The following is an 18,315-nucleotide window of genomic DNA, read 5'->3' as shown; positions in this document are numbered from 1 at the left end:
CCCCCCACGCCGATCGAACGTGAACGAGGGGAACGCATGTCCATCGGGGTGGTGATCATCGACCCGACCGCGATGTCAGGTGGGGTTCGAGCGTGGATGGGTGGCGAGGCCGCCCCCGTCGGACTCGCACCCGCGGCCGATCCGACGGCCGTGGCAGCCTGGGTGGCCGCTCGTGACCTGTCGCACGTCGTCCTTCTCTGCCGTCCGGCCGATCACCGGGCAGCCCGCCTGACCGCCACCGTCACCAGCGGCGCCAACCCCCGCGTCGCCGTCGCGACCCTCGCCGTTCCGCACAGCACAGTCGCCCTGGCCGGTGCGGCCATGTCGGTGCTCGAGGCTGGCCTCGCCCCGGGCGAGGCCGTCGCCCAACTGCAGCAGATCCTGTCCGACACGATCTCCGGGGCGTGGCTGCCGAGGGTGACGAAGCTGCGTGCTCCGTCGCCCTCCTTCGGGCAGCACGTGCGCTCGATGCTCCCCGGCGGTCGCGGTCATCTGGCCCTGCTCGGGGCCAAGCCCGTCGTCGTGCGCGCCGACAGCGGCGCGACGATCATCGGCACCGAGGGCACGGTGTTGGTCGGTGCCGACGCCGCCTCGCCCGCCTTCGCGGGACTGACCCGAGCGCTGGATCGGCACGAGGCCCATGCCCTTCCGCCGGTGGCCGATCCCCAGCGGCTCTACGGCGCGGACGGTGCCGAGTTCGCCATCCTCGGCGCTCCCCGGCGTCTCACGCCGCGTCCCTGCCCCGTCTGCGGCGAGGCCGTCGCGGGACCCGCCTGCGCCTTCTGTCGGGCACTCCTGACCGAGAAGCCCTCCGACTCCCGCGGCTCCCACACCCGCGTCGACGGGTCGCCCACCCCTGATCACCTCACCCAGAAGGACATGGTTTCGTGAATCCCAGACAGCGGCGCGGCCTGCTGATGATCCTCGTCTCGCTGGTCGTGGCGGCGGCGACCTTCTTCGTCGTCACCGGCTACGTCTCGTCGGTGAACAGTCAGGTCGGTTCCCGCGTCACGGTCTACCGGGCGACGAAGCCGATCGAGCCCTACACGGCGCTCTCGCCCTCCAACCTCGAGCCCGTCGAGGTGCCCCAGCGGTGGGCCTCCAAGTCGACCGTCCTCAAGATGAGCGATCTCCAGGGCCGCCGGATCGGGTTCCGGGTCAACGCCGGCTCGACGATCAGCTCCGACATGCTCGTCCCCAGCTCGAGCCTCGACCGCACCGAGCGTGAGGTCGCCATCAACGTCAACGCGGTGACCGGTGTCGCCGGCCGCGTGCGCCCCGGGGACCGTGTCGACATCTACGCGGTCTTCGCCGACGTGCCCGGGCTGCCGAAGTCCGTGCGCGTCCTCACCCGTGACATCCGGGTCGTCTCCATCGCCGGACGACAGACCGTGACGGAGCAGAGCGAGGCCGGCACGCAGGAGTCCGAGGTCATCCCCGTGACCCTGGCGCTGAACTCGAAGGACTCCAAAGCGGTGACCTACGCGGCCGCCTTCGCCCAGGAGGTCCGGCTCGTCGCCCTACCGACGGACGTCGGTGTCGAGCGCGGCAAGGAAGTGGACACCTACGACGCCGACGACCTCGGCGGCCAGGCCGTGAAGGAGGGTCTCCAGTGACCCGGGTACTGATCGGCGCCGCTGATCCCAACCTCGTTGCCGACCTCACCGGCATCCTCCAGGAGCTCGGCGACTTCGACGTCCGGCCCGCGGTGGAGACGACGGACGAGGTCGCCGACCTCGTCGGCCGCCTCCGGCCCGAGCTCGTCTTCGTCCACGAGGACCTCGGCCCGCAGCCGGCGAGCCAGCTCGTCCGGGACCTCACGGGGCGCCACCCCGGGTCGTCGGTGCTCGTGCTCAGCGAGACCCGCACCCAGGGCAAGCTGATCAAGGCCCTCTCCGCCGGCGCTCGCGGAGTCCTCGGCTACCCCTTCGCCTACGAGGACGTGGGCGAGCACGTCGACGTCGCGCTCGACTGGTCGCGCTCGATGCGCTCGGTCCTCGACGGCGCCGTCGTGACGACGGGACGCCGCGGCAGGGTCGCGACCGTGGTCGGGGCCAAGGGCGGCGTGGGGACGACGACGCTCGCCACGCACCTCGCCCTCAACTACCTCGCCGAGCACCCCGGCCGCCGGGTCTGCCTGATCGACGCCGACGTCGAGAAGGGGGACGTCAGCGCGATCCTCGAGGTCCGCCAGTCCGTGTCCATCGCCAACGTGGCGAAGGTCGTCGACGACATGACCACCCAGACGGTCGACGACGCGCTCATCCACCACGAGACGGGCATCCACCTGTTGCTCGCCCCGGTCGACGTGCGCGAGGCGGAGTCCGTGACCCCGCAGGCCCTGCGGTCGATCGTCGACGTCCTTCGGCGCGAGTTCGACGCCGTCATCATCGACGCCGGCGGACATGTCTCGCCCACGCAGGCGGCCGCAGTCGAGGTCGCGGACCAGGCCGTGCTCGTCACCACGGCGGACGTGCTCGCCGTGCGGGCCATGCGCAAGCGCATCCAATCCTGGGAGGCCCTCGGGGTCGTCGAGGAGGCCGAGCTGCGGATCCTCGTCAACAAGGTCGACAAGTCGAGTCTCTTCCCCGCCTCGGCAGTGGAACGGCTGACGACGGCCACGGTCCTGAAGACGACCATCCCGCTCTCGCCGCGCGTGCTCGAGGAAGCCATGAACGACCGCGACCCGCGATCAGTCTCCGAGGCCGGTTGGTGGCGCCTCATCCACGACGCCCGCCGCGAGATCGGGCTCGGCCATGACCCCGCCGAGCAGGTGGAGGCTCCCCAGCGCCGTCGTCGCGGTCGCCGCGGCGCGGCGGCGAACGAGTCCGGTGCCATCGCGCTCGAGAACGCGGCCATCATTCCGCTGGCCATGCTGCTGGCCGTCCTCTGCTTCCAGCTGGCCGTCATCGGCCTCACCTTCGTCTATGCCGGCCACGCCGGCGCGGAGGCCGCGCGCGAGTACGGCATCAGCGGGGACGCCTCCTCGGCTGCCGCCGTGGCCCGCGACGTGGTCCCCGGTCCCTTCGCCAAGGGCTTGTCCGTCACCGGCGGCGGAGACTCCATCAAGGTCACCCTCCAGGTCCCCATGGGCTTCGGCTCCGCCGTTGGCCTGCCGCAGACCCTGTCCGCGACCCGCGGCGTGGTGGGGGAGCCGTGATCGAGCCTCGCGCCAGGGAACGCGGCGCCGCCGCCATCGAGATGGCCAGCCTCATCCCGATCCTCATCCTCGCCGGGCTCGTCGCCCTGCAGGTGGGCATCGCCGGCTGGGCGATGGTGGCCACCGGGCAGGCCGCCCGCGATGGCGCCCGCGCCCAGAGCCTGGGCGATGACCCGGCTGCAGCGGTCGAAGCCGCACTGCCCGGCGCCCTCGTTCCCCAGCCGGGGACCGGAGGCTCCCACACCGCGAAGGGATATCGCCAGACCGTCGTCGTCAAGGTGCCCAGCCTGCTTCCCTTCGAGGTGGGCTCGGTCACCCGCACGGCCGAGATGCCGGACCTGCCATGAGCCGCACCTATGACTCCTTCTCCGGAGCCGTCGCCCAGGGCGCCCAGCCCGAGGACGACTCCCAGATCGCCCTCTTCCGCCGACTCCTCCTCGAGGAGGTCGACCTCCACGAGCTGAGCAAGCTCGACACCAACCAGCGCCGCGCGCGACTCGAGCGGGTCATCGCGCACCTCGTCTCCCGCGAGGGCGTCATCGTCTCGGCGAGCGAGCGCAACCAGCTCATCCGCCGTGTCGTCGACGAGGCCGTCGGTCTCGGTGTGCTCGAGCCGATCCTTGCCGACCCGTCGGTCAGTGAGGTCATGATCAACGGGCACGACACGATCTACGTCGAGCGAGCCGGTCACCTCGAACGGTGGCCGGCCCCCTTCAGCAGCGAGGAGCAACTGCTCCAGACGATCGACCGCATCGTCTCGACGGTCAACCGACGGGTCGACGAGTCGAGCCCCATGGCCGACGCCCGCCTGCCCGCGGACAGCCGCATGCCGCGAGGCGCGCGTGTCAACGTCGTCCTGCCGCCGCTGGCCCTCAACGGGCCGACCGTCACCATCCGACTCTTCCCGCAGGCGCTGTCCCTGCAGACCCTGATCCGTGACCACCGCAGTCTCGACCAGCGCTCGGCGCAACTGCTCCAGGCGTGCGTGGAGGCCCGGCTCAACATCGTCGTGTCGGGCGGCACGGGATCGGGCAAGACCACCCTGCTCAATGCGCTGTCCTCCTTCATCCCACGGGAGGAGCGCATCGTCACCATCGAGGACGCGGCCGAGTTGAGCCTCGACCAGCCGCACACGATCCGCCTCGAGACCCGCCCCCCGAACGTCGAGGGTCGCGGTCAGGTCTCCATCCGCGACCTCGTCCGCAACTCCCTCCGCATGCGTCCGGACCGCATCATCGTCGGAGAGTGCCGCGGTGGCGAGGCCCTCGACATGCTCCAGGCCATGAACACCGGCCACGACGGCTCACTCACGACCGTCCACGCCAACTCCCCGGACGACGCCCTGTCGCGGTTGGAGACGCTGGCCTCGATGAGTGACGTGGAGGTCCCCTTCCACGCGTTGCGCGACCAGGTGAACTCCGCGGTGGATGTCATCGTCCAGTTGAGTCGTCAGCGGGACCGGAGCCGCAAGGTCACGGACATCTCCTTCGTCGCCAGCCGCCGCCAGGAGCAGTTCCACCTCGTGCCCCTGATGACCTTCGAGGCTCGGGCCACGGGCGACGACGGTCAGCCCGGTCGCTTCGTCGAGCACCCGCTGCCGGATGCCTTCCTCGAGCGGCTGCACAACGGCCACGTCGACACCGCCGCCTTCGACAGCCGGGGGACCGCCACCGGTGCCGGGACGGCCGGGAGCATCTGATGTACCTGCTGATCCTGCTCGGGGCCCTGCTGTTCGTGGCGCTGCTGCTCCTCGGTGTCCGCGAGCTCGTGGCCGCGGACGCGGAGCGCCGCCGCGCGGTGAGCCGCGCCGAGCACGCCCGGATCCGCACGGACGAGGCGAATCTGCTCGAGATCGCCGATGCCCGATTCCGCACGACCCGCCTCGGCCGCGCGCTCGAGCACCAGTTGGATCTCGCCGGCGTCAACCGTCCGCCGCTCCACCTCTTCCTCGGCGGAGTGGTCGTCACGCTCGTCGCGACCGTCGTGCTGTGGCGCTTCTTCGCCCCGATCCTGGCGCTCGCCGGCGTCGTCGTCGGCGTCCTCGTCGTGCGGTGGTTCCTCGACCGCGAGCAGACCCGGCGCCGCGAGGCCTTCGTCGGGCAACTGCCCGAGCTCGCCCGCGTGCTGGCGAACGCGAGCTACGCCGGTCTGTCCCTGCCGACGGCCATCGGGATCGCGGGGGAGGAGCTGGCCGAACCCGCCCGCACGGAGTTGCGCCGCGTCTCGACGCAGCTCAAGTTCGGCGCACCCCTGGCCACCGCCCTGGGCAGTCTGCGTGAGCGCGTCGGGTCGCGGGAGACGAACGTCCTCATGTCGACCCTCATCGTGGCCGCCCGCAGCGGTGGCTCCCTCGTCACCGCCCTGCGTGACATCGCCGAGACGCTCGACCAGCGCAAGGAGACCCGCCGGGAGGTCCAATCGATCCTTGCCCAGGCGGTCGCCACCTCCTACATGGTCATCCTCCTCGGCGGCGTCATGCTGCTGTCGCTCAACGTCCTCAAACCCGGGACGGTGGAGAAGATGACGACGAACATCGTCGGCCAGGTGTGTCTGTCGATCGCGGTGCTGCTCTTCGGAGGCGGCTTCCTCGCCATCCGTCGGATGACGAGGGTCGAGCCGTGAGCCTCCTCTTCGTCACCGTCCCCGGTCTCGTCCTCGCCCTGGCCGCCCTCACCGCGCTCCGGGGCTATCACCTCATGCGCTCGGACCCGTCCGAGCACCTCATGGTCGAGGACATCGCCCTGCTCAAGCAGGCCGAGCGCGATCGCACGTCCGGCCAGAGCCCGCTGGAGCGGCTGGCGTGGCGGCTGGCGGCGCGCGTCAAGGGGCTGCTGCCGACGAAGGGGATCCGCGCACTGCAACGCCAGATCGACCTCGCCGGTCGCCCCGACGGCGTCACCGTCGACAGCCTTCTCTCCGGCGGCATGCGTTGGCTCGTCCTGCTCAGCCCGGGGCTGCTGCTCTTCGCCATGCAGGGCAAGATCCTCTTCGTCCTCCTCGGCCTGGCCATCGTCGTCGTCCTCCCCCTGGCCCGACTGTCGGGGATGGCGCGCAAGCGCCGCGAACAGATCGACCGGGACCTGCCGGACTTCCTCGACGTCCTGGCCGTGACGGTGAGCGCGGGCATCGGATTCCGGTCGGCGCTGGCGACCGTGGCCGACCGCTTCGGCGGGCCGCTGTCCGAGGAGATCCAGACCTGCCTGCACCAGATGGCCAACGGCGCCTCGCTGAGATCCGCCTTCCTCAGCCTTCGGGCCAGGACCGACTCGGACGCCATGAACGAGTTCGTCACGGCCTATCTCCAGTCGGAGGAGCTCGGCGCGCCGCTCGTCGACACCCTCAACCAGATCGCCACGGAGATGCGCCGGGCCACGGCCCAGCGCATGCGGCAGCACGCGGCGAAGGTCGAGCCCCGCGTGACGCTCGTGGTCACCACGGTCATGGTGCCGGGATCGATCGTCCTCCTGGCGGGTGGGATGTTCCTCGCCTTCGGCGGCGACGAGTTGGGCAAGGTCTTCGGTGGTTGACGAGCGATCGGCGCAGCGACTGCTCGTGCAGGTCACCCAGTCGGCGCTCCTCGTCCGCCTCGCGGCCCTGCTCGCGACGCTCGTGGCGACGCTCGGGCAACCGATGACGCTGACCACCCTCGTGGGCATCGTCGCGGCCGGCCTGACGTCCTACGTCGGCCTGAGCCGGCCGGAGCTGCTGCGGATGATCACTCGGCACCCCAGCCTCGCGCTGGGCGACCTCGTGATCATCGGGGCGGCCATGGCCCTGGCCGGGCCGGACAGCCCCTTCGCGCTCGTGCTGTTGTCGACGGCGCTGCTCCTGGGCCTCTGGGTGCAGCTCCTGCCGGGGATCATCGTCATCGTCCCCCTGCTGGCCCTGTACGTCTTCAGCCTCACCAAGGGTGAGGTCCCCCAAGCCGGCAACTTCATCACCGTCGGCCTCGTCCCCTTCGTCTACGTGACGCTCTGGTACCTGGGGCTGACGGTCCGCTCGGTGGTCGAGGCCGAGGCGCAGGCACGGAAGGTCGTCCTCGACGCCATCGCCAGCAATGCCGCGCTCGGCGAGCGCACGGCGGTGGCGCGGGAGCTGCACGACTCGGTCGCCAAGACCGTCCAGGGCATCGCCCTCACGGCGGCCTCACTGCCCGCCCAGCTCAAGCGCGACCCCGAGGCGGGGGCAGCCCGGGTGCGGGACGTCCAGGGCATGGCCACCCAGGCCGTCCACGAGTTGCGCACGGTCATGGGGTCCCTGCGGGAGCGCTCCTCCGACGAGGACCTGTCCGTCGCGCTGACCCAACTCGTCCTCGCCTGGGGAGAGACGGCGAGCCAGCACCTCAGCGCCGACATCGCCCCGGGCGTCGACACCCACGACGAGGCCGTGCGTTACGAGCTCCTCACGTGCACGCGCGAGGCACTGGACAACGTCCGACGCCACGCGGGCCCGTGCGAGGTCGAGGTGTCCCTGAGCGTGGAGACCGACCGGGAGGTCGTCGTCGTGATCCGCGACACGGGGAAGGGGTTCGCCCACGGATCCCTCGAGGCCGCGGAGGGCGCTGGCCATTACGGCATCAGCGGTCTGCGCGAACGAATGGCCCGGATCGGTGGCGTCGCCGACGTCACCTCCGAGGTCGGCAACGGCACGACGGTCACCCTGCGGGTGCACCCGGAAGGACTGGTGGAGCGATGAGCACGCCCTCGACACCGCTGAGAGTGCTGTTGGTGGACGACAGTCCGATCGTACGGACGGGGCTGCGCTCGCTGCTCGAGGCCGAACCCGACATCGAGGTCGTCGGGGAGGCCGGCGACGGGGACGAAGGCCTGGCCCATTGCGCCGCGCTGGCGCCCGACGTCGTCCTGCTCGACGTGCGGATGCCGCGTCGGGACGGAGTGTCCGTGGTCGAGGAGATGAGCGGCCTCGCGACGGTGGTCATGATGACCTTCACCGACGAGGCCAGTGTCATCCAGACGGCGCTGCGGCGGGGTGCCTCGGGATATCTCGTGCACGGCACCTTCGACGCGGACTCTCTCGCGGCGATGGTCCGCCAGTGTGCTGCCGGCAGCGGGGCCTTCAGTGGACCCGCCCTCGCCGCCCTGCGAGGGGTGGGGGAAGCATCGACCGTGCAAGCGGCGGCCGTCGTCCAGGCGTCAGGGTCGAGGCTCCTGGAGACCTTCGGGCTCAGTCCCCGGCAGGTGGAGGTCATGGACCTCATCGCGCACGGTCGGACCAACGGACAGATCGCCAAGGAGCTCTTCCTCGCGGAGAAGACGGTCAAGAACCACATCAACGCGATCCTCCCGGCACTCGGCGTCACCACCCGGGCCGAAGCGATCGTGCGCTGGCTCGGCCGCTCGTGACCCGACCTTGGGCCCCCGGGCCCAACCCGCACGTGGGTCCGAAGTTGGGTCTTGAGGCCCTCGGACCAACCGCTTCCGCTCCATAACGTTGTCCCTGTCAGCACGTCCGGCTCCGAGGGAGCCGCCCACCACGTCCCAAGGGGAGAATCATGACCACGAAGATGGCCGCCACGTTCCAGACCACCGCCTTCACGCTGCGCGAGCGCCTTGCCAACAACGAGCGCGGCGCGTCCGCCCTCGAGTACGTCGGCATGGTCCTCGTGGCCGCCTTCATCGTCGGCGCGATCTACACGGCCTTCTCCGGCGCCGACCTGGCCGGCAAGGTCAAGACCGCCATCACCGACATCCTCAAGGGCCCGAGCGCCTGACCCGAGGGTCGCAAGAAGCACGGGGTGCAGGGCCGATCGGCCCTGCACCCCCTTGCGCGTAGTGAGGATCGACCATGCCGAAAGGGGCGAGTCGCATGAGGAACCGAATGAGGGGTGAGCGTGGGCAAGCGCCCACGGCGATCATCCTCGTCGTGGCGATGGGGCTGCTCGCCTTCGCCTTCAGCTACGTCGGGCGGCTGAGCCAGGCCTCGGACGAGGCCGGGCAGATCCAGATCGCCGCGGATGCCGCGGCGCTGGCCGGCGCGCAGTCGATCATCAAGGACGCCCCCGGCCAGATCGTTTCGGCGATCATGGCCGGCAAACAGCTCCCGTGTGGGCTGGGGCAGGGGGAGGCCAGCTCCTTCGCCAACCGGAACGACGCCGACCTCGTGTCGTACTGCTACTACCCGATCGACGACCGGATCAAGGTGACGGTCCGGAGCCAGTTCACGGCGCAGAGCGGCAAGCGTGAGGAGCGGACCGCCGAGGCCAAGCTCGGCAAGCGCCTGGGGCCGTGCACCGTGCCGCCGTCGCCGAGCCCGACGACCACGACGACTCCGCCGCCGAGCCCGTCTCCCTCGGGTTCCTCCACCACGTCGCCGACGACCCCCCCGCCGCCCCCACCGGACACCGAGGCCACGGTCACCTGCGGCGACCTCGACATCCCGATCACCTTCCCGGGCGACGGCGGACCGATCAAGATCCACCTCGACGCGAGCGACCTCAAGGATCTCTTCGATCCCGCCCTGGCGGACTGAACCGACGACGAAGGGGGCCGTGGGAATCAGCCGATTCCCACGGCCCCCTTCGTCGTGATGGGGTGTGTGCTGCGGTCAGCGCGTGACGGGCACCGTCACCGGCTTGAGGCCCGGGAGGGAGACGGCGACGGAGTCGACGCCGTCCGGCAGGGCCGGATAGTAGGCGTATTGGGGCGTCGACACCGGCCCGGCGCCGAGGGTGCCGCTACAGACGCAGAGCTCGGCCTCGGTCCCGTCCTTGCGGGGAGCCGTGACCGTCGACGGGTTCCAGTAGGCATTGGACGCCTTGACCGTCAGCCGCGGCTGCAGGGCCCACTCCGCCCGCCCGATCCCGGGGAGGCTGCTCGCCTTCGTGCTGACGGCGTAGGACAACACCGTGCCGGTCGGCCCCGTGCGGAGACCGGTGATGTCGAGCGTGAGTTCCTGACCCCCCAGCGGGGTCTTGGCCTTCCCGGAGATGCTGCCGAGGACCGTGGGCTCCTTGAAGGCGGCCACGACCTCGGCGCTGCGGTCCTGACCGCCAGCCGTCTCGGAGCCGTCGGCGGAGGAACTCGTGCTCGTCTGGTCGCCCGAGGTGGGGTCGGCCGGCGTCTCGTCCCCGGAGCACGCGCTCAGCGTGACGGCGGCGGCGACGGCGACCACGGCGGTCGCGGACCGGAGTGTGGATCGGTTGGTCACTTGGTGCCTCCCGTGAGGGTGACGCGTCGGTTGAGGGCCTTGCCGCTCGTCGTCTCGTTGCTCGCGATGGGGTCGGTCTCGCCCTTGCCCGCCGTGGTGATGCGCGTGCCCTTGGGCAGCAGCGGGCGGATGGCCTTCGCCACCGCCTCGGCTCGGCGCTCCGACAGGTCCTGGTTGTGCGCGTCCGCGCCATCGGCGTCGGTGTGGCCGGTGATCGTCAGGGCGGACCCACCGCCGCTGCGGGTGTACTCCGTGGCCGCCGCGGCGATCTCCTTCTTGGCCTTCGCCGTCAGCGTGGCCTGGTCGACGTCGAAGAGGACGTCGGCGGCGATGTCGATCGAGGACTTCGTGCCCTGCTTGCGGGTGCTCACGGCGGCCTTGAGCAGCGTCCGGTGCTCGGTCAGCGGCAGCACGGACTTCTCGACATCCGTGGCGGAGGCGATGGTGGCCGGGTCGACCTTGGGCCACCCGGTTCCGACGACGACGGGGGGAGCGTCGTCGGCGCTGGTGTCGACCTCGGGCGTGAGGGCGCCGTCCTCGATCGGGACGTCGGTGAAGATGCGCCCTCCGACAAGAACGCTGGCCTCGGTGAGGCTCTCCGGCAGAGGCGGAAGGACGGCGTGGAGGACGTACATCGTGCCCACCTTGGGTGCGGTGGTGAGCGCCTGGATGAAGTCGCTGCAGAGACACTCCGTGTCCTTGACCAGCGGCACGTAGGCCTTGGCGCCCGCCTGGTCGATGACGGCGACGTCGTCCGTCTCCCCGGTGCGCGCCCCGCGACCGAGGTTGAGACCGCCGGCGTTGAGGGTGTGCGTGAGGTCGGCGGCGTCGCCCGCCCGGGAGCCGGGCAGCCACCCGAGCGAGTAGTACACGACCGTGCCACCCTCGACGCGACGCACGCCGTGCAGGGTCAGGAGGGACTTCTGGTCGGCCTTGTCGGTGGCGCGGTCGGAGATGCCGGGTGCCTGCCCGAGGATGGGGACCTCGTCCTCGGCCTGGGCCGGTGCGGCGCCGAGCCCCAGGGCGCCGGCGAGCGCGACGGCCCCCAGTGCTCCCAGGGCGGATCGTCGGTGGCGTCGAGTCACAGGTGCCCCCTGCTGGTTCTCGTTCGTCATGCCGAACAGCCTATGTCAGTACATTTCAGACACCAATCGGAACGACCCGCGGAGGCTGCCTCTCCCGCCCGCCCCGCCGAGAGTCGGCCATCCGGCGCCTCCCGGGCCGGTGGGCCGGGGACGGGAGCGGCCGATGACGGGGGAAGGGGGCCAGGGAGAGAGTGGGGGTGGTGCCGGGTCGCGGAACGGTGGGAGGATGCGGCGCATCATGACCAACACCTCCGCCCGGCCGCGCGCCCTCGACGTGGGTGTCGCCACGGACGTCGGTCGGGTCCGTGACCACAACGAGGACGCCTGGCTCGCCGACGGCACGGTCCACGTCGTCGCCGATGGGATGGGCGGGCACGCCGCCGGCGAGGTGGCGAGCGCCACGGCCATCGCGACCTTCCGCGCCCTCGTCGGGCGCACCGACCTCACGGTCGAGGACATCGATCGTGCCGTCGACGACGCCAACGACGCCATTCTCGAGGCGGCCAGGTCCCAGCCGGGTCGGCGCGGGATGGGCACGACGGCCACCGGCCTCGTGCAGCTGGGGAGCGGCGACTGGGCGATCGTGAACATCGGGGACTCGCGGGTCTACCGCTGGGCCGACGACGTGCTGGCGCAGGTGACGATCGATCACTCCGAGGTCCAGGAACTCGTCGAGGAGGGCCTGCTGACCCGCGAGCAGGCCCGGGTCCACCCCTTGCGCAACATCATCACGCGCTCTCTCGGACTCGACCCCGCGGCGGCGCCGGACGTCCTCGTGCTCCCGCCCGTCCCGGGCGAGCGCTTCGTCCTGTGCTCCGACGGACTCAACGACGAACTCGACGACGCGGCCATCGCCACCGTGCTCCGGGAGAACCCGCGCTCGCAACCCGCGGCTGGGGCCCTGGTGGCCGCAGCAGTCGCGGCGGGGGGCCACGACAACGTGACCGTCATCGTCGTCGGCGTGCCCGGGGCCGACTGAGCCCCGAGCCGTCACCCGTGGTCTGATGGCCGGGTGACTCCCGCGACCCGCCTCTTCTTCACCGTCTCCGGCGCGATCGTGGCAGCGGGCGGTGTTCTCCTGCTCCTGGTGGCCATGTTCCTGCCCGCCCGGGACACGGCCTCGGCCATGGCCGTCGACGGCACGTCCTTCGCACTGCCCGACCCCGGTCTGCTCGGCGGGTCGGTGACCGTCTACGGCAGCCAGGCCGTGGAGGACCACCACGTGCTCGGCTGCCGACTGCTCTCGAGCAGTGGAAGTGAGCAGAGCCGAGCCCGAATGTCGGCGCTCGGCGCCCTGAGCGAGGAACCGGTCGTGCTCGACGGGGTGCGTCTCGTGCCGATCTTCACCGTCAGCCAGGTCTCGACCGGTGAGCGCCTCGAGTGCGCCCAGCCGGAGGCCGCCGGTGAGATGGCCGTCGGTGCGGCTTCGACCTTCGGCGGCCTCACCGACGGCGTGCGCCTGCTGGCGCTGACCCTCGGAGTCCTGGCACTGGGCCTGGGACTCGCCTCGATCATCGCCGCGCGGCTGCTGGGCCGACCGCGGTCCGGGGTCACCAGCCTGCGGTGATCCTCGGGCTGAGCTGACTCAGTCGGTGACGATGGCCAGGATGTCGCCCTCCTGGACGACGTCGCCGAGCTCCACCTTCACGTCGGTGACGATGCCGGCGATCTCGGTCAGGACCGGGATCTCCATCTTCATCGATTCCAGGAGGGCGATCTCGTCGCCCACCTCGACCGAATCCCCGACGTGGACATGGATACCGATGACATTGGCGACGAGATCGGAGACGACGTGGTGAGCCATGAGCGTCACCCTAGGGACTACCGGCCGGTAAGCCCTCAGCGGCCGCGGGAACCCGCGTGCGAACTCGTCGAGAAGGCGACGGCGCTGCCCGAGGACGAGCCGCCGCGCTGACCGCCGGAGCGACCTCCGCGACCGCCGGCCTGGCCGCCGCGCGTGCTGCCGGCCTGACCGCCGCGGCTCTCACCGCTGCGACCTTCGCCGCTGCGACCCTGACCGCCACGACCTTCGCCGCTGCGACCCTGACCGCTGCGACCCTGACCGCCACGGGCGCCGCCGCCCTGACCGCCACGGCCAGCACCGCCGCGACCCTGACCGCCGCGCGCGCCGCCACCCTGACGGGCGGGACGCTGCTGCTCCGGTGCGGCGACCGGCTGGGCGCCACCCTCGATGAAGACGCGCTCGCCGGGCGCCAGCTCACTGAGCAGCGCGTGGCGAGGGTCGACCCTCGTCGTGGTGGGCCGGATGCCGGCCGCCTTCGTCAGGGCGCGGACATCGCGCACCTGGTCGTCGGTCATCATCGTCACGACGGTGCCCTCGGCACCGGCGCGAGCCGTGCGGCCCGAGCGGTGCAGGTAGGCCTTGTGCTCGACCGGCGGGTCGGCGTGCACGACGAGGGCCACGTCGTCGACATGGATGCCGCGCGCGGCGATGTCGGTCGCCACGAGGGTCGTCGCGGCACCGGAGTGGAAGGCGTCCATGTTGCGCGTGCGCGCGCCCTGGCTGAGGTTGCCGTGCAGCTCGACCGACGAGACACCGGCGGCGTTGAGCTGCTTCGCGAGCTTCTTCGCGCCGTGCTTGGTCCGGGTGAAGACGACCGTCCGGCCGGGGGCGGCCGCGAGGTCGGTGATGACCGGGAGGCGGTCGCCCGGCGCGACGTGCAGCACGTGGTGGCTCATGGCGCTGACCGGCGACTGCGCCGAGTCGGCGTGGTGGGTCACCGGGTTGCTGAGGTAGCGCTTGGCGATGACGTCGACACCGGCGTCGAGGGTCGCGGAGAAGAGGAGGCGCTGGCCGTCACGCGGCGTCTGGTCGAGCAGGCGCCGCACCACGGGGAGGAAGCCGAGGTCGGCCATGTGGTCGGCCTCGTCGAGGATCGTGATCTCGACGGCGCCGAGGTCGACGTGCTTCTGATTGATGAGGTCCTGGAGGCGGCCGGGGCACGCCACGAGGACGTCGACGCCGGGACGCATGCCGCGGACCTGCGGGTTCTGACCGACGCCACCGAAGATCGTCTGCGTCGTCAGGCCGCTGGCCTGCGCGAGCGGCGCGAGGCTGGCCTCGATCTGGCCGGCGAGCTCGCGGGTCGGCGCGAGGATGAGCGAGCGGGCGCCGGTCGGGCGGCGCTTGCGGCCGGAGGCCACGAGGCGGGCGACGAGGGGCAGGAGGAAGGCGTACGTCTTGCCAGAGCCGGTGCGGCCGCGGCCGAGGACGTCGCGTCCGGCCAGCGAGTCGGGCAGCGTGGCGGCCTGGATCGGGGTGGGGGTGGTGATGCCCTGCTTGGCGAGGATGTCGCAGAGGTTCGCGGGCACGCCGAGGGCAGCAAAAGTGTCAATGGACAAGAAAAGAGCTCCGTAGAGAGAGGTGAAGTGTCTCGCCCGGCCCGCTCACACGCCCGATCATCGTTGTCCGGGGGAGCGGGGCTCGCGGAATCGCGTCCACATCACCGAGCAGCCCGAGGCAAGACGGAGCGGGCTGCCACGACCCATCCTAGAGCACTGTGGCGGATGTCCCGACCACGCAGGCGTCCGCGGGGATGTCGGTGCAGCTCGCAGGTCAGCGCAGGGCCGCCAACACGATGCCGAAGGTCGCCCCGACCGCGCCGGCCCCGCCCGCCACCGTGGCGATCGTGGTCATCAGCCCGTAGGGGGAGTGATGGGTGTCGTCGTCGAGCAGTTCGGCGAAGCGGAATCGCACGCCCCCGACGGCGAACGCCGCCGCGATGGTGACGACGGCGAGCCCGGCCACGGCGGTCCACCTCTCGTGGTGGAGGGCGATGGCCAGCAGGGGCAGCGGGAGGACGAGGGTGGAGACCCCCGTGCGTTGCCAGGCCAGCGCGGTGCGTTCGGGCTGGAGATTGTCGCGGGCGGGCAGCGGGACGGTCCGCGGCACCCCGACCGCTCGCCGACGTCGGCGCGGGAACACGTCAGCCCAGGATCTCGACGAGCGCGAGGGCCAGGGTGGCGGCGGCGAAGAGGCTCACGCCGATCGCCAGGAACGGCAACGAGCGGGGTGACGGGAGCGGCTCGCGCAGTCGCAGGGCGCGTTCGGCCCGTGCCCAGCCGCGCACCGCACGCACGGCGAGCGCGGCCCCGCCCAGGCAGGAGCCAGCCCCAATGAGCGGGGCCCACTCGGGCACCTCGGCGAAGCCGGCGAGCGAGATGATCGCCACCCCGCCACCGACGAGGGCCAGGGCGGAACGCATCCACGCCAGGGCGGTGCGCTCGTTCGCGAGGCTGAAGCGCGGGTCCGGCTCGGTGCCGACGCCGTAGACGCTGGTCGGCTTGCGGGTCTCGGTCACGCCTCGAGCGTAGCGAGGCTCAGATCGCCGAGCGGAGCGAGACTCAGATGCTGCAGCCGTCCCCGTCACAGCTCGCGTTGCTCGCACCGGCCGGGGTGACCATCGTCAGCGGGTGGGCCTCGGTCCAGGCCTGGTCGAGCGCCTGCTCGAAGACCTCGGTCGGCTGGGCGCCGGAGATGCCGTACTTCTCGTCGATGACGAAGAACGGGACCCCACTGATGCCGTAGGCACGCGCCTGGGCCTCGTCGCGGCGGACGTCCTCGGCGTGGGCGCCGGAGACGAGCGCTTCGCGCGCGACCGCCTCGTCGATGCCGATCTCGGTGGCGAGACGCACGAGGGTGTCGGTGTCGCCGACGGGCTCACCCTCGGAGAAGTACGCGCGCAGGAGCCGCTCCTTCATCGCGTCCTGCCGGCCGAGGGACTTGGCCAGGTGGATGAGGCGGTGCGCGTCGAAGGTGTTCGACAGCTTGGCCTGCCGCCACTGGAAGTCGAGGCCGACGGCCTCGGCGCGCGCGGCGAGCTGCTCCTGGCTGGCCGTGGCCTGCTCGGTGCTCATCCCGTACTTCGCCGCAAGCGCGTCGACGAGCGACCCCTCGGGCTTGTTCTCGGCGTTGGGGTCGAGCTCGAAGGAGTGCCACTCGATCTCGACGTCGTCGGCGTGCGGGAACTGTTCGAGCGCCTGCTCGAGGTGGCGCTTGCCGACGTAGCAGAACGGGCACACGACGTCGGACCAGATGTCGATCTTCATGGCGTCGACAACCCCACGACGTCGTTGAACATTCCACCGAGTTGCTGAATCGACGTGCCGCGGAGTGGCTGACGGGACGACGAAGGCGACCCCGGACGGATCGTCCGGGGTCGCCTTCGTGCTGACGTCGGTCAGGTCAGCGCTGCTCGGTGCCCTCGATGAAGGCCTCGAGACGCGCGCGACCGATGTCGTCGGGACGCTGCTCCGGCGGGGACTTCATGAGGTAGGAGCTCGCGGAGAGCAGGGCGCCGCCGATGCCGCGGTCCTTGGCGATCTTCGCCGCGCGGATGGCGTCGATGATGATGCCGGCCGAGTTGGGCGAGTCCCAGACCTCGAGCTTGTACTCGAGGTTGAGCGGGACGTCACCGAAGGCGCGACCCTCGAGGCGGACGTAGGCCCACTTGCGGTCGTCGAGCCACGCGACGTAGTCGGACGGGCCGATGTGGACGTTGCGGGAGTCCTTGAGGCCGGCGAGGGAGCCGGTCAGGTTGGACGTGACGGCCTGGGTCTTGGAGACCTTCTTGGACTCGAGGCGCTCGCGCTCGAGCATGTTCTTGAAGTCCATGTTGCCGCCGACGTTGAGCTGGTACGTGCGGTCCAGCGTGACGCCGCGGTCCTCGAAGAGCTTGGCCATGACGCGGTGCGTGATCGTCGCGCCGACCTGGGACTTGATGTCGTCACCGATGATCGGGACGCCAGCGGCCTCGAACTTGGCGGCCCACTCCGGGTCGGAGGCGATGAAGACGGGCAGGGCGTTGACGAAGGCGACGCCCGCGTCGATGGCGCACTGCGCGTAGAACTTGTCGGCCTGCTCGGAGCCCACGGGGAGGTAGGAGACGAGGACGTCGGCCTGGGTCTCCTTGAGGACGGAGACGATGTCGACGGGCTCGGCAGCGGACTCCTCGATGGTCTGGCGGTAGTACTTGCCCAGGCCGTCGAGGGTGTGGCCACGCTGGACCGTGACGCCCGTGGTGGGGACGTCGGAGATCTTGATGGTGTTGTTCTCCGAGGAGTTGATGGCCTCGGCGAGGTCCTTGCCGACCTTCTTGTCGTCCACGTCGAAGGCGGCGACGAACTCGACGTCCTTCACGTGATACGGACCGAACTGGACGTGCATGAGGCCCGGCACGTTGCCAGCCGGGTCTGCGTCCTTGTAGTACTCGACACCCTGCACGAGCGAGCTCGCGCAGTTGCCGACGCCGACGATGGCGACGCGGATGGAACCCATGGAACTACTCCTTGCTTTCTGACGGACCGTGGTCTGACGGATCAGTCGGGGGATGCGCACCGTCCGGGGAACCGGCTCGGGCGGCGTGGGCCGTGGGCCCGGGTGCGTTGCGTTCGGCGTCGATCAGCTCGTTGAGCCATCGGACCTCCCGCTCGGTCGACTCCTCGCCGTGCCGCTGAAGGGCGGCCGTCCAGGAGTCGAGGCGCTCGCGATGCTTCGCCGACGTCTGTCGGGCGGTGTCGAGCCGTTCCTCGAGGCGGGAGCGCCGACCCTCGAGGATGCGGAGCCGGACCTCGGTCTCGGTCCGCGCGAAGAAGGCCAGGCGCACGTCGAATCCGTCGTCCTCCCAGGAGCCGGGGTCGACTCGGGAGATGACGGTCTGGAAGCGTTCCTGGCCGCGGGGGGTGAGGCCGTAGACGATGCGCTGGCGCTTGCCGGTGCCGGTGCCCGTCTCCTCTTCCTCGGTGATCAAGCCCTGCTCGAGGAGGGACCGCAGGCAGGGATACAGCGTGCCGAACGACAGCGCCCGGAAGGCGCCGAGGGCGGCGTTGAGCCGGCGACGCAGCTCGTAGCCGTGCATGGGCGACTCGTGCAGGAGGCCGAGG

22 protein-coding genes are annotated in these 18,315 nt (G+C 71.0%); 13 read left to right on the top strand and 9 right to left on the bottom strand.

All coding sequences use genetic code 11. The features are described 5' to 3' along the window. Positions 1-36: 36 nt before the first annotated feature. The 11 genes from ACQBAS_RS13065 (at position 37) to ACQBAS_RS13015 (ending at position 9,649) form a co-directional block, all read left to right on the top strand. Positions 37-891 carry a hypothetical protein gene (locus tag ACQBAS_RS13065; RefSeq protein WP_427384235.1) on the top strand — a complete coding sequence of 285 codons (855 nt, stop codon included), beginning with the start codon at positions 37-39 and terminating at the stop codon, positions 889-891. Beyond that, entirely contained in the window at positions 888-1,616 is a 729-nt protein-coding gene (gene cpaB / locus ACQBAS_RS13060; RefSeq protein WP_427384233.1) for a Flp pilus assembly protein CpaB, read from the top strand. The genes ACQBAS_RS13065 and cpaB overlap by 4 nt, the downstream gene beginning before the upstream one ends. Further along, positions 1,613-3,160: an AAA family ATPase gene (locus ACQBAS_RS13055; RefSeq protein ID WP_427384231.1), complete on the top strand. Its 1,548-nt coding sequence runs from the start codon at positions 1,613-1,615 to the stop codon at positions 3,158-3,160. The genes cpaB and ACQBAS_RS13055 overlap by 4 nt, the downstream gene beginning before the upstream one ends. Next, on the top strand, positions 3,157-3,507 hold the full coding sequence (locus ACQBAS_RS13050; RefSeq protein WP_427384230.1) for a TadE/TadG family type IV pilus assembly protein: 351 nt from the start codon (positions 3,157-3,159) through the stop codon (positions 3,505-3,507). The genes ACQBAS_RS13055 and ACQBAS_RS13050 overlap by 4 nt, the downstream gene beginning before the upstream one ends. Then, positions 3,504-4,859, top strand: a complete 1,356-nt coding sequence (locus tag ACQBAS_RS13045) for a CpaF family protein (RefSeq protein WP_427384228.1) — start codon at positions 3,504-3,506, stop codon at positions 4,857-4,859. Before ACQBAS_RS13050 ends, ACQBAS_RS13045 begins: the two co-directional genes overlap by 4 nt. Continuing rightward, entirely contained in the window at positions 4,859-5,782 is a 924-nt protein-coding gene (locus ACQBAS_RS13040) for a type II secretion system F family protein (RefSeq protein WP_427384227.1), read from the top strand. Before ACQBAS_RS13045 ends, ACQBAS_RS13040 begins: the two co-directional genes overlap by 1 nt. Next, positions 5,779-6,687, top strand: coding sequence for a type II secretion system F family protein (locus ACQBAS_RS13035; protein ID WP_427384225.1), 909 nt, complete (start codon positions 5,779-5,781; stop codon positions 6,685-6,687). Before ACQBAS_RS13040 ends, ACQBAS_RS13035 begins: the two co-directional genes overlap by 4 nt. Beyond that, complete coding sequence (locus ACQBAS_RS13030; RefSeq protein WP_427384223.1) at positions 6,680-7,855, top strand: sensor histidine kinase; 1,176 nt, start codon at positions 6,680-6,682, stop codon at positions 7,853-7,855. The genes ACQBAS_RS13035 and ACQBAS_RS13030 overlap by 8 nt, the downstream gene beginning before the upstream one ends. A gap of 32 nt (positions 7,856-7,887) precedes the next feature. Further along, positions 7,888-8,523 carry a response regulator gene (locus ACQBAS_RS13025; protein WP_427384221.1) on the top strand — a complete coding sequence of 212 codons (636 nt, stop codon included), beginning with the start codon at positions 7,888-7,890 and terminating at the stop codon, positions 8,521-8,523. Positions 8,524-8,672: 149 nt separating this feature from the next. After that, positions 8,673-8,891, top strand: a complete 219-nt coding sequence (locus tag ACQBAS_RS13020) for a hypothetical protein (protein WP_427384219.1) — start codon at positions 8,673-8,675, stop codon at positions 8,889-8,891. Positions 8,892-8,998: 107 nt separating this feature from the next. Beyond that, positions 8,999-9,649, top strand: coding sequence for a pilus assembly protein TadG-related protein (locus tag ACQBAS_RS13015; protein WP_427384218.1), 651 nt, complete (start codon positions 8,999-9,001; stop codon positions 9,647-9,649). Between the two features lie 75 nt (positions 9,650-9,724). Here ACQBAS_RS13015 and ACQBAS_RS13010 read toward each other — a convergent pair whose 3' ends face one another. Together ACQBAS_RS13010 and ACQBAS_RS13005 are read right to left on the bottom strand one after the other, a co-directional pair. Continuing rightward, positions 9,725-10,327 (bottom strand): hypothetical protein, encoded by a 603-nt coding sequence (locus tag ACQBAS_RS13010; RefSeq protein ID WP_427384217.1) that lies wholly within the window; start codon positions 10,325-10,327, stop codon positions 9,725-9,727. Next, positions 10,324-11,442: an OmpA family protein gene (locus tag ACQBAS_RS13005; RefSeq protein WP_427384215.1), complete on the bottom strand. Its 1,119-nt coding sequence runs from the start codon at positions 11,440-11,442 to the stop codon at positions 10,324-10,326. Before ACQBAS_RS13005 ends, ACQBAS_RS13010 begins: the two co-directional genes overlap by 4 nt. A gap of 208 nt (positions 11,443-11,650) precedes the next feature. On the opposite strand from ACQBAS_RS13005, the gene ACQBAS_RS13000 reads away from it, so the two are divergent. Beyond that, positions 11,651-12,391: a PP2C family protein-serine/threonine phosphatase gene (locus ACQBAS_RS13000; protein ID WP_427384214.1), complete on the top strand. Its 741-nt coding sequence runs from the start codon at positions 11,651-11,653 to the stop codon at positions 12,389-12,391. A 33-nt stretch (positions 12,392-12,424) separates the two neighbouring features. Further along, positions 12,425-12,979, top strand: coding sequence for a hypothetical protein (locus ACQBAS_RS12995; RefSeq protein WP_427384213.1), 555 nt, complete (start codon positions 12,425-12,427; stop codon positions 12,977-12,979). A gap of 18 nt (positions 12,980-12,997) precedes the next feature. On the opposite strand, the gene ACQBAS_RS12990 is transcribed toward ACQBAS_RS12995, so the two are convergent. The 7 genes from ACQBAS_RS12990 to ACQBAS_RS12960 all read right to left on the bottom strand — a co-directional run bounded on the left by ACQBAS_RS12990 (position 12,998) and on the right by ACQBAS_RS12960 (position 18,290). After that, positions 12,998-13,216: a biotin/lipoyl-binding carrier protein gene (locus tag ACQBAS_RS12990; RefSeq protein WP_427384212.1), complete on the bottom strand. Its 219-nt coding sequence runs from the start codon at positions 13,214-13,216 to the stop codon at positions 12,998-13,000. A 35-nt stretch (positions 13,217-13,251) separates the two neighbouring features. Next, positions 13,252-14,775: a DEAD/DEAH box helicase gene (locus ACQBAS_RS12985; protein WP_427384211.1), complete on the bottom strand. Its 1,524-nt coding sequence runs from the start codon at positions 14,773-14,775 to the stop codon at positions 13,252-13,254. Positions 14,776-14,989: 214 nt separating this feature from the next. Beyond that, positions 14,990-15,358: a DUF202 domain-containing protein gene (locus ACQBAS_RS12980; protein ID WP_427384210.1), complete on the bottom strand. Its 369-nt coding sequence runs from the start codon at positions 15,356-15,358 to the stop codon at positions 14,990-14,992. A gap of 1 nt (position 15,359) precedes the next feature. Then, a complete protein-coding gene (locus ACQBAS_RS12975; RefSeq protein ID WP_427384208.1) occupies positions 15,360-15,734 on the bottom strand; it encodes a YidH family protein in 375 nt (124 codons plus the stop codon). Between the two features lie 43 nt (positions 15,735-15,777). After that, positions 15,778-16,482 carry a DsbA family oxidoreductase gene (locus ACQBAS_RS12970; RefSeq protein ID WP_427384207.1) on the bottom strand — a complete coding sequence of 235 codons (705 nt, stop codon included), beginning with the start codon at positions 16,480-16,482 and terminating at the stop codon, positions 15,778-15,780. A gap of 136 nt (positions 16,483-16,618) precedes the next feature. Next, positions 16,619-17,710 (bottom strand): inositol-3-phosphate synthase, encoded by a 1,092-nt coding sequence (locus ACQBAS_RS12965; RefSeq protein WP_427384206.1) that lies wholly within the window; start codon positions 17,708-17,710, stop codon positions 16,619-16,621. A 4-nt stretch (positions 17,711-17,714) separates the two neighbouring features. Next, positions 17,715-18,290 (bottom strand): PadR family transcriptional regulator, encoded by a 576-nt coding sequence (locus ACQBAS_RS12960; protein WP_427384205.1) that lies wholly within the window; start codon positions 18,288-18,290, stop codon positions 17,715-17,717. Between the last annotated feature and the right edge of the window lie 25 nt (positions 18,291-18,315).

Source organism: Janibacter zhaoxuefangae, from assembly GCF_050271985.1.
GTDB lineage: Bacteria > Actinomycetota > Actinomycetes > Actinomycetales > Dermatophilaceae.
The sequence above is the reverse complement of the archived record's forward strand: the minus strand, read 5'-3'. Positions and strand labels throughout refer to the sequence as shown.

What these genes read in the sequence shown, in the direction of transcription:
- ACQBAS_RS13065 (WP_427384235.1), top strand. Translation starts at nt 37, where the DNA reads ATGTCCATCGGGGTGGTGATCATCGACCCGACCGCGATGTCAGGTGGG.
- ACQBAS_RS13015 (WP_427384218.1), top strand. Translation starts at nt 8,999, where the DNA reads ATGAGGGGTGAGCGTGGGCAAGCGCCCACGGCGATCATCCTCGTCGTG.
- ACQBAS_RS12965 (WP_427384206.1), bottom strand. Translation starts at nt 17,710, where the DNA reads ATGGGTTCCATCCGCGTCGCCATCGTCGGCGTCGGCAACTGCGCGAGC.
- ACQBAS_RS12990 (WP_427384212.1), bottom strand. Translation starts at nt 13,216, where the DNA reads ATGGCTCACCACGTCGTCTCCGATCTCGTCGCCAATGTCATCGGTATC.
- ACQBAS_RS13045 (WP_427384228.1), top strand. Translation starts at nt 3,504, where the DNA reads ATGAGCCGCACCTATGACTCCTTCTCCGGAGCCGTCGCCCAGGGCGCC.
- ACQBAS_RS13005 (WP_427384215.1), bottom strand. Translation starts at nt 11,442, where the DNA reads ATGACGAACGAGAACCAGCAGGGGGCACCTGTGACTCGACGCCACCGA.
- ACQBAS_RS12970 (WP_427384207.1), bottom strand. Translation starts at nt 16,482, where the DNA reads ATGAAGATCGACATCTGGTCCGACGTCGTGTGCCCGTTCTGCTACGTC.
- ACQBAS_RS13020 (WP_427384219.1), top strand. Translation starts at nt 8,673, where the DNA reads ATGACCACGAAGATGGCCGCCACGTTCCAGACCACCGCCTTCACGCTG.
- ACQBAS_RS13000 (WP_427384214.1), top strand. Translation starts at nt 11,651, where the DNA reads ATGACCAACACCTCCGCCCGGCCGCGCGCCCTCGACGTGGGTGTCGCC.
- ACQBAS_RS13040 (WP_427384227.1), top strand. Translation starts at nt 4,859, where the DNA reads ATGTACCTGCTGATCCTGCTCGGGGCCCTGCTGTTCGTGGCGCTGCTG.
- ACQBAS_RS12960 (WP_427384205.1), bottom strand. Translation starts at nt 18,290, where the DNA reads ATGCACGGCTACGAGCTGCGTCGCCGGCTCAACGCCGCCCTCGGCGCC.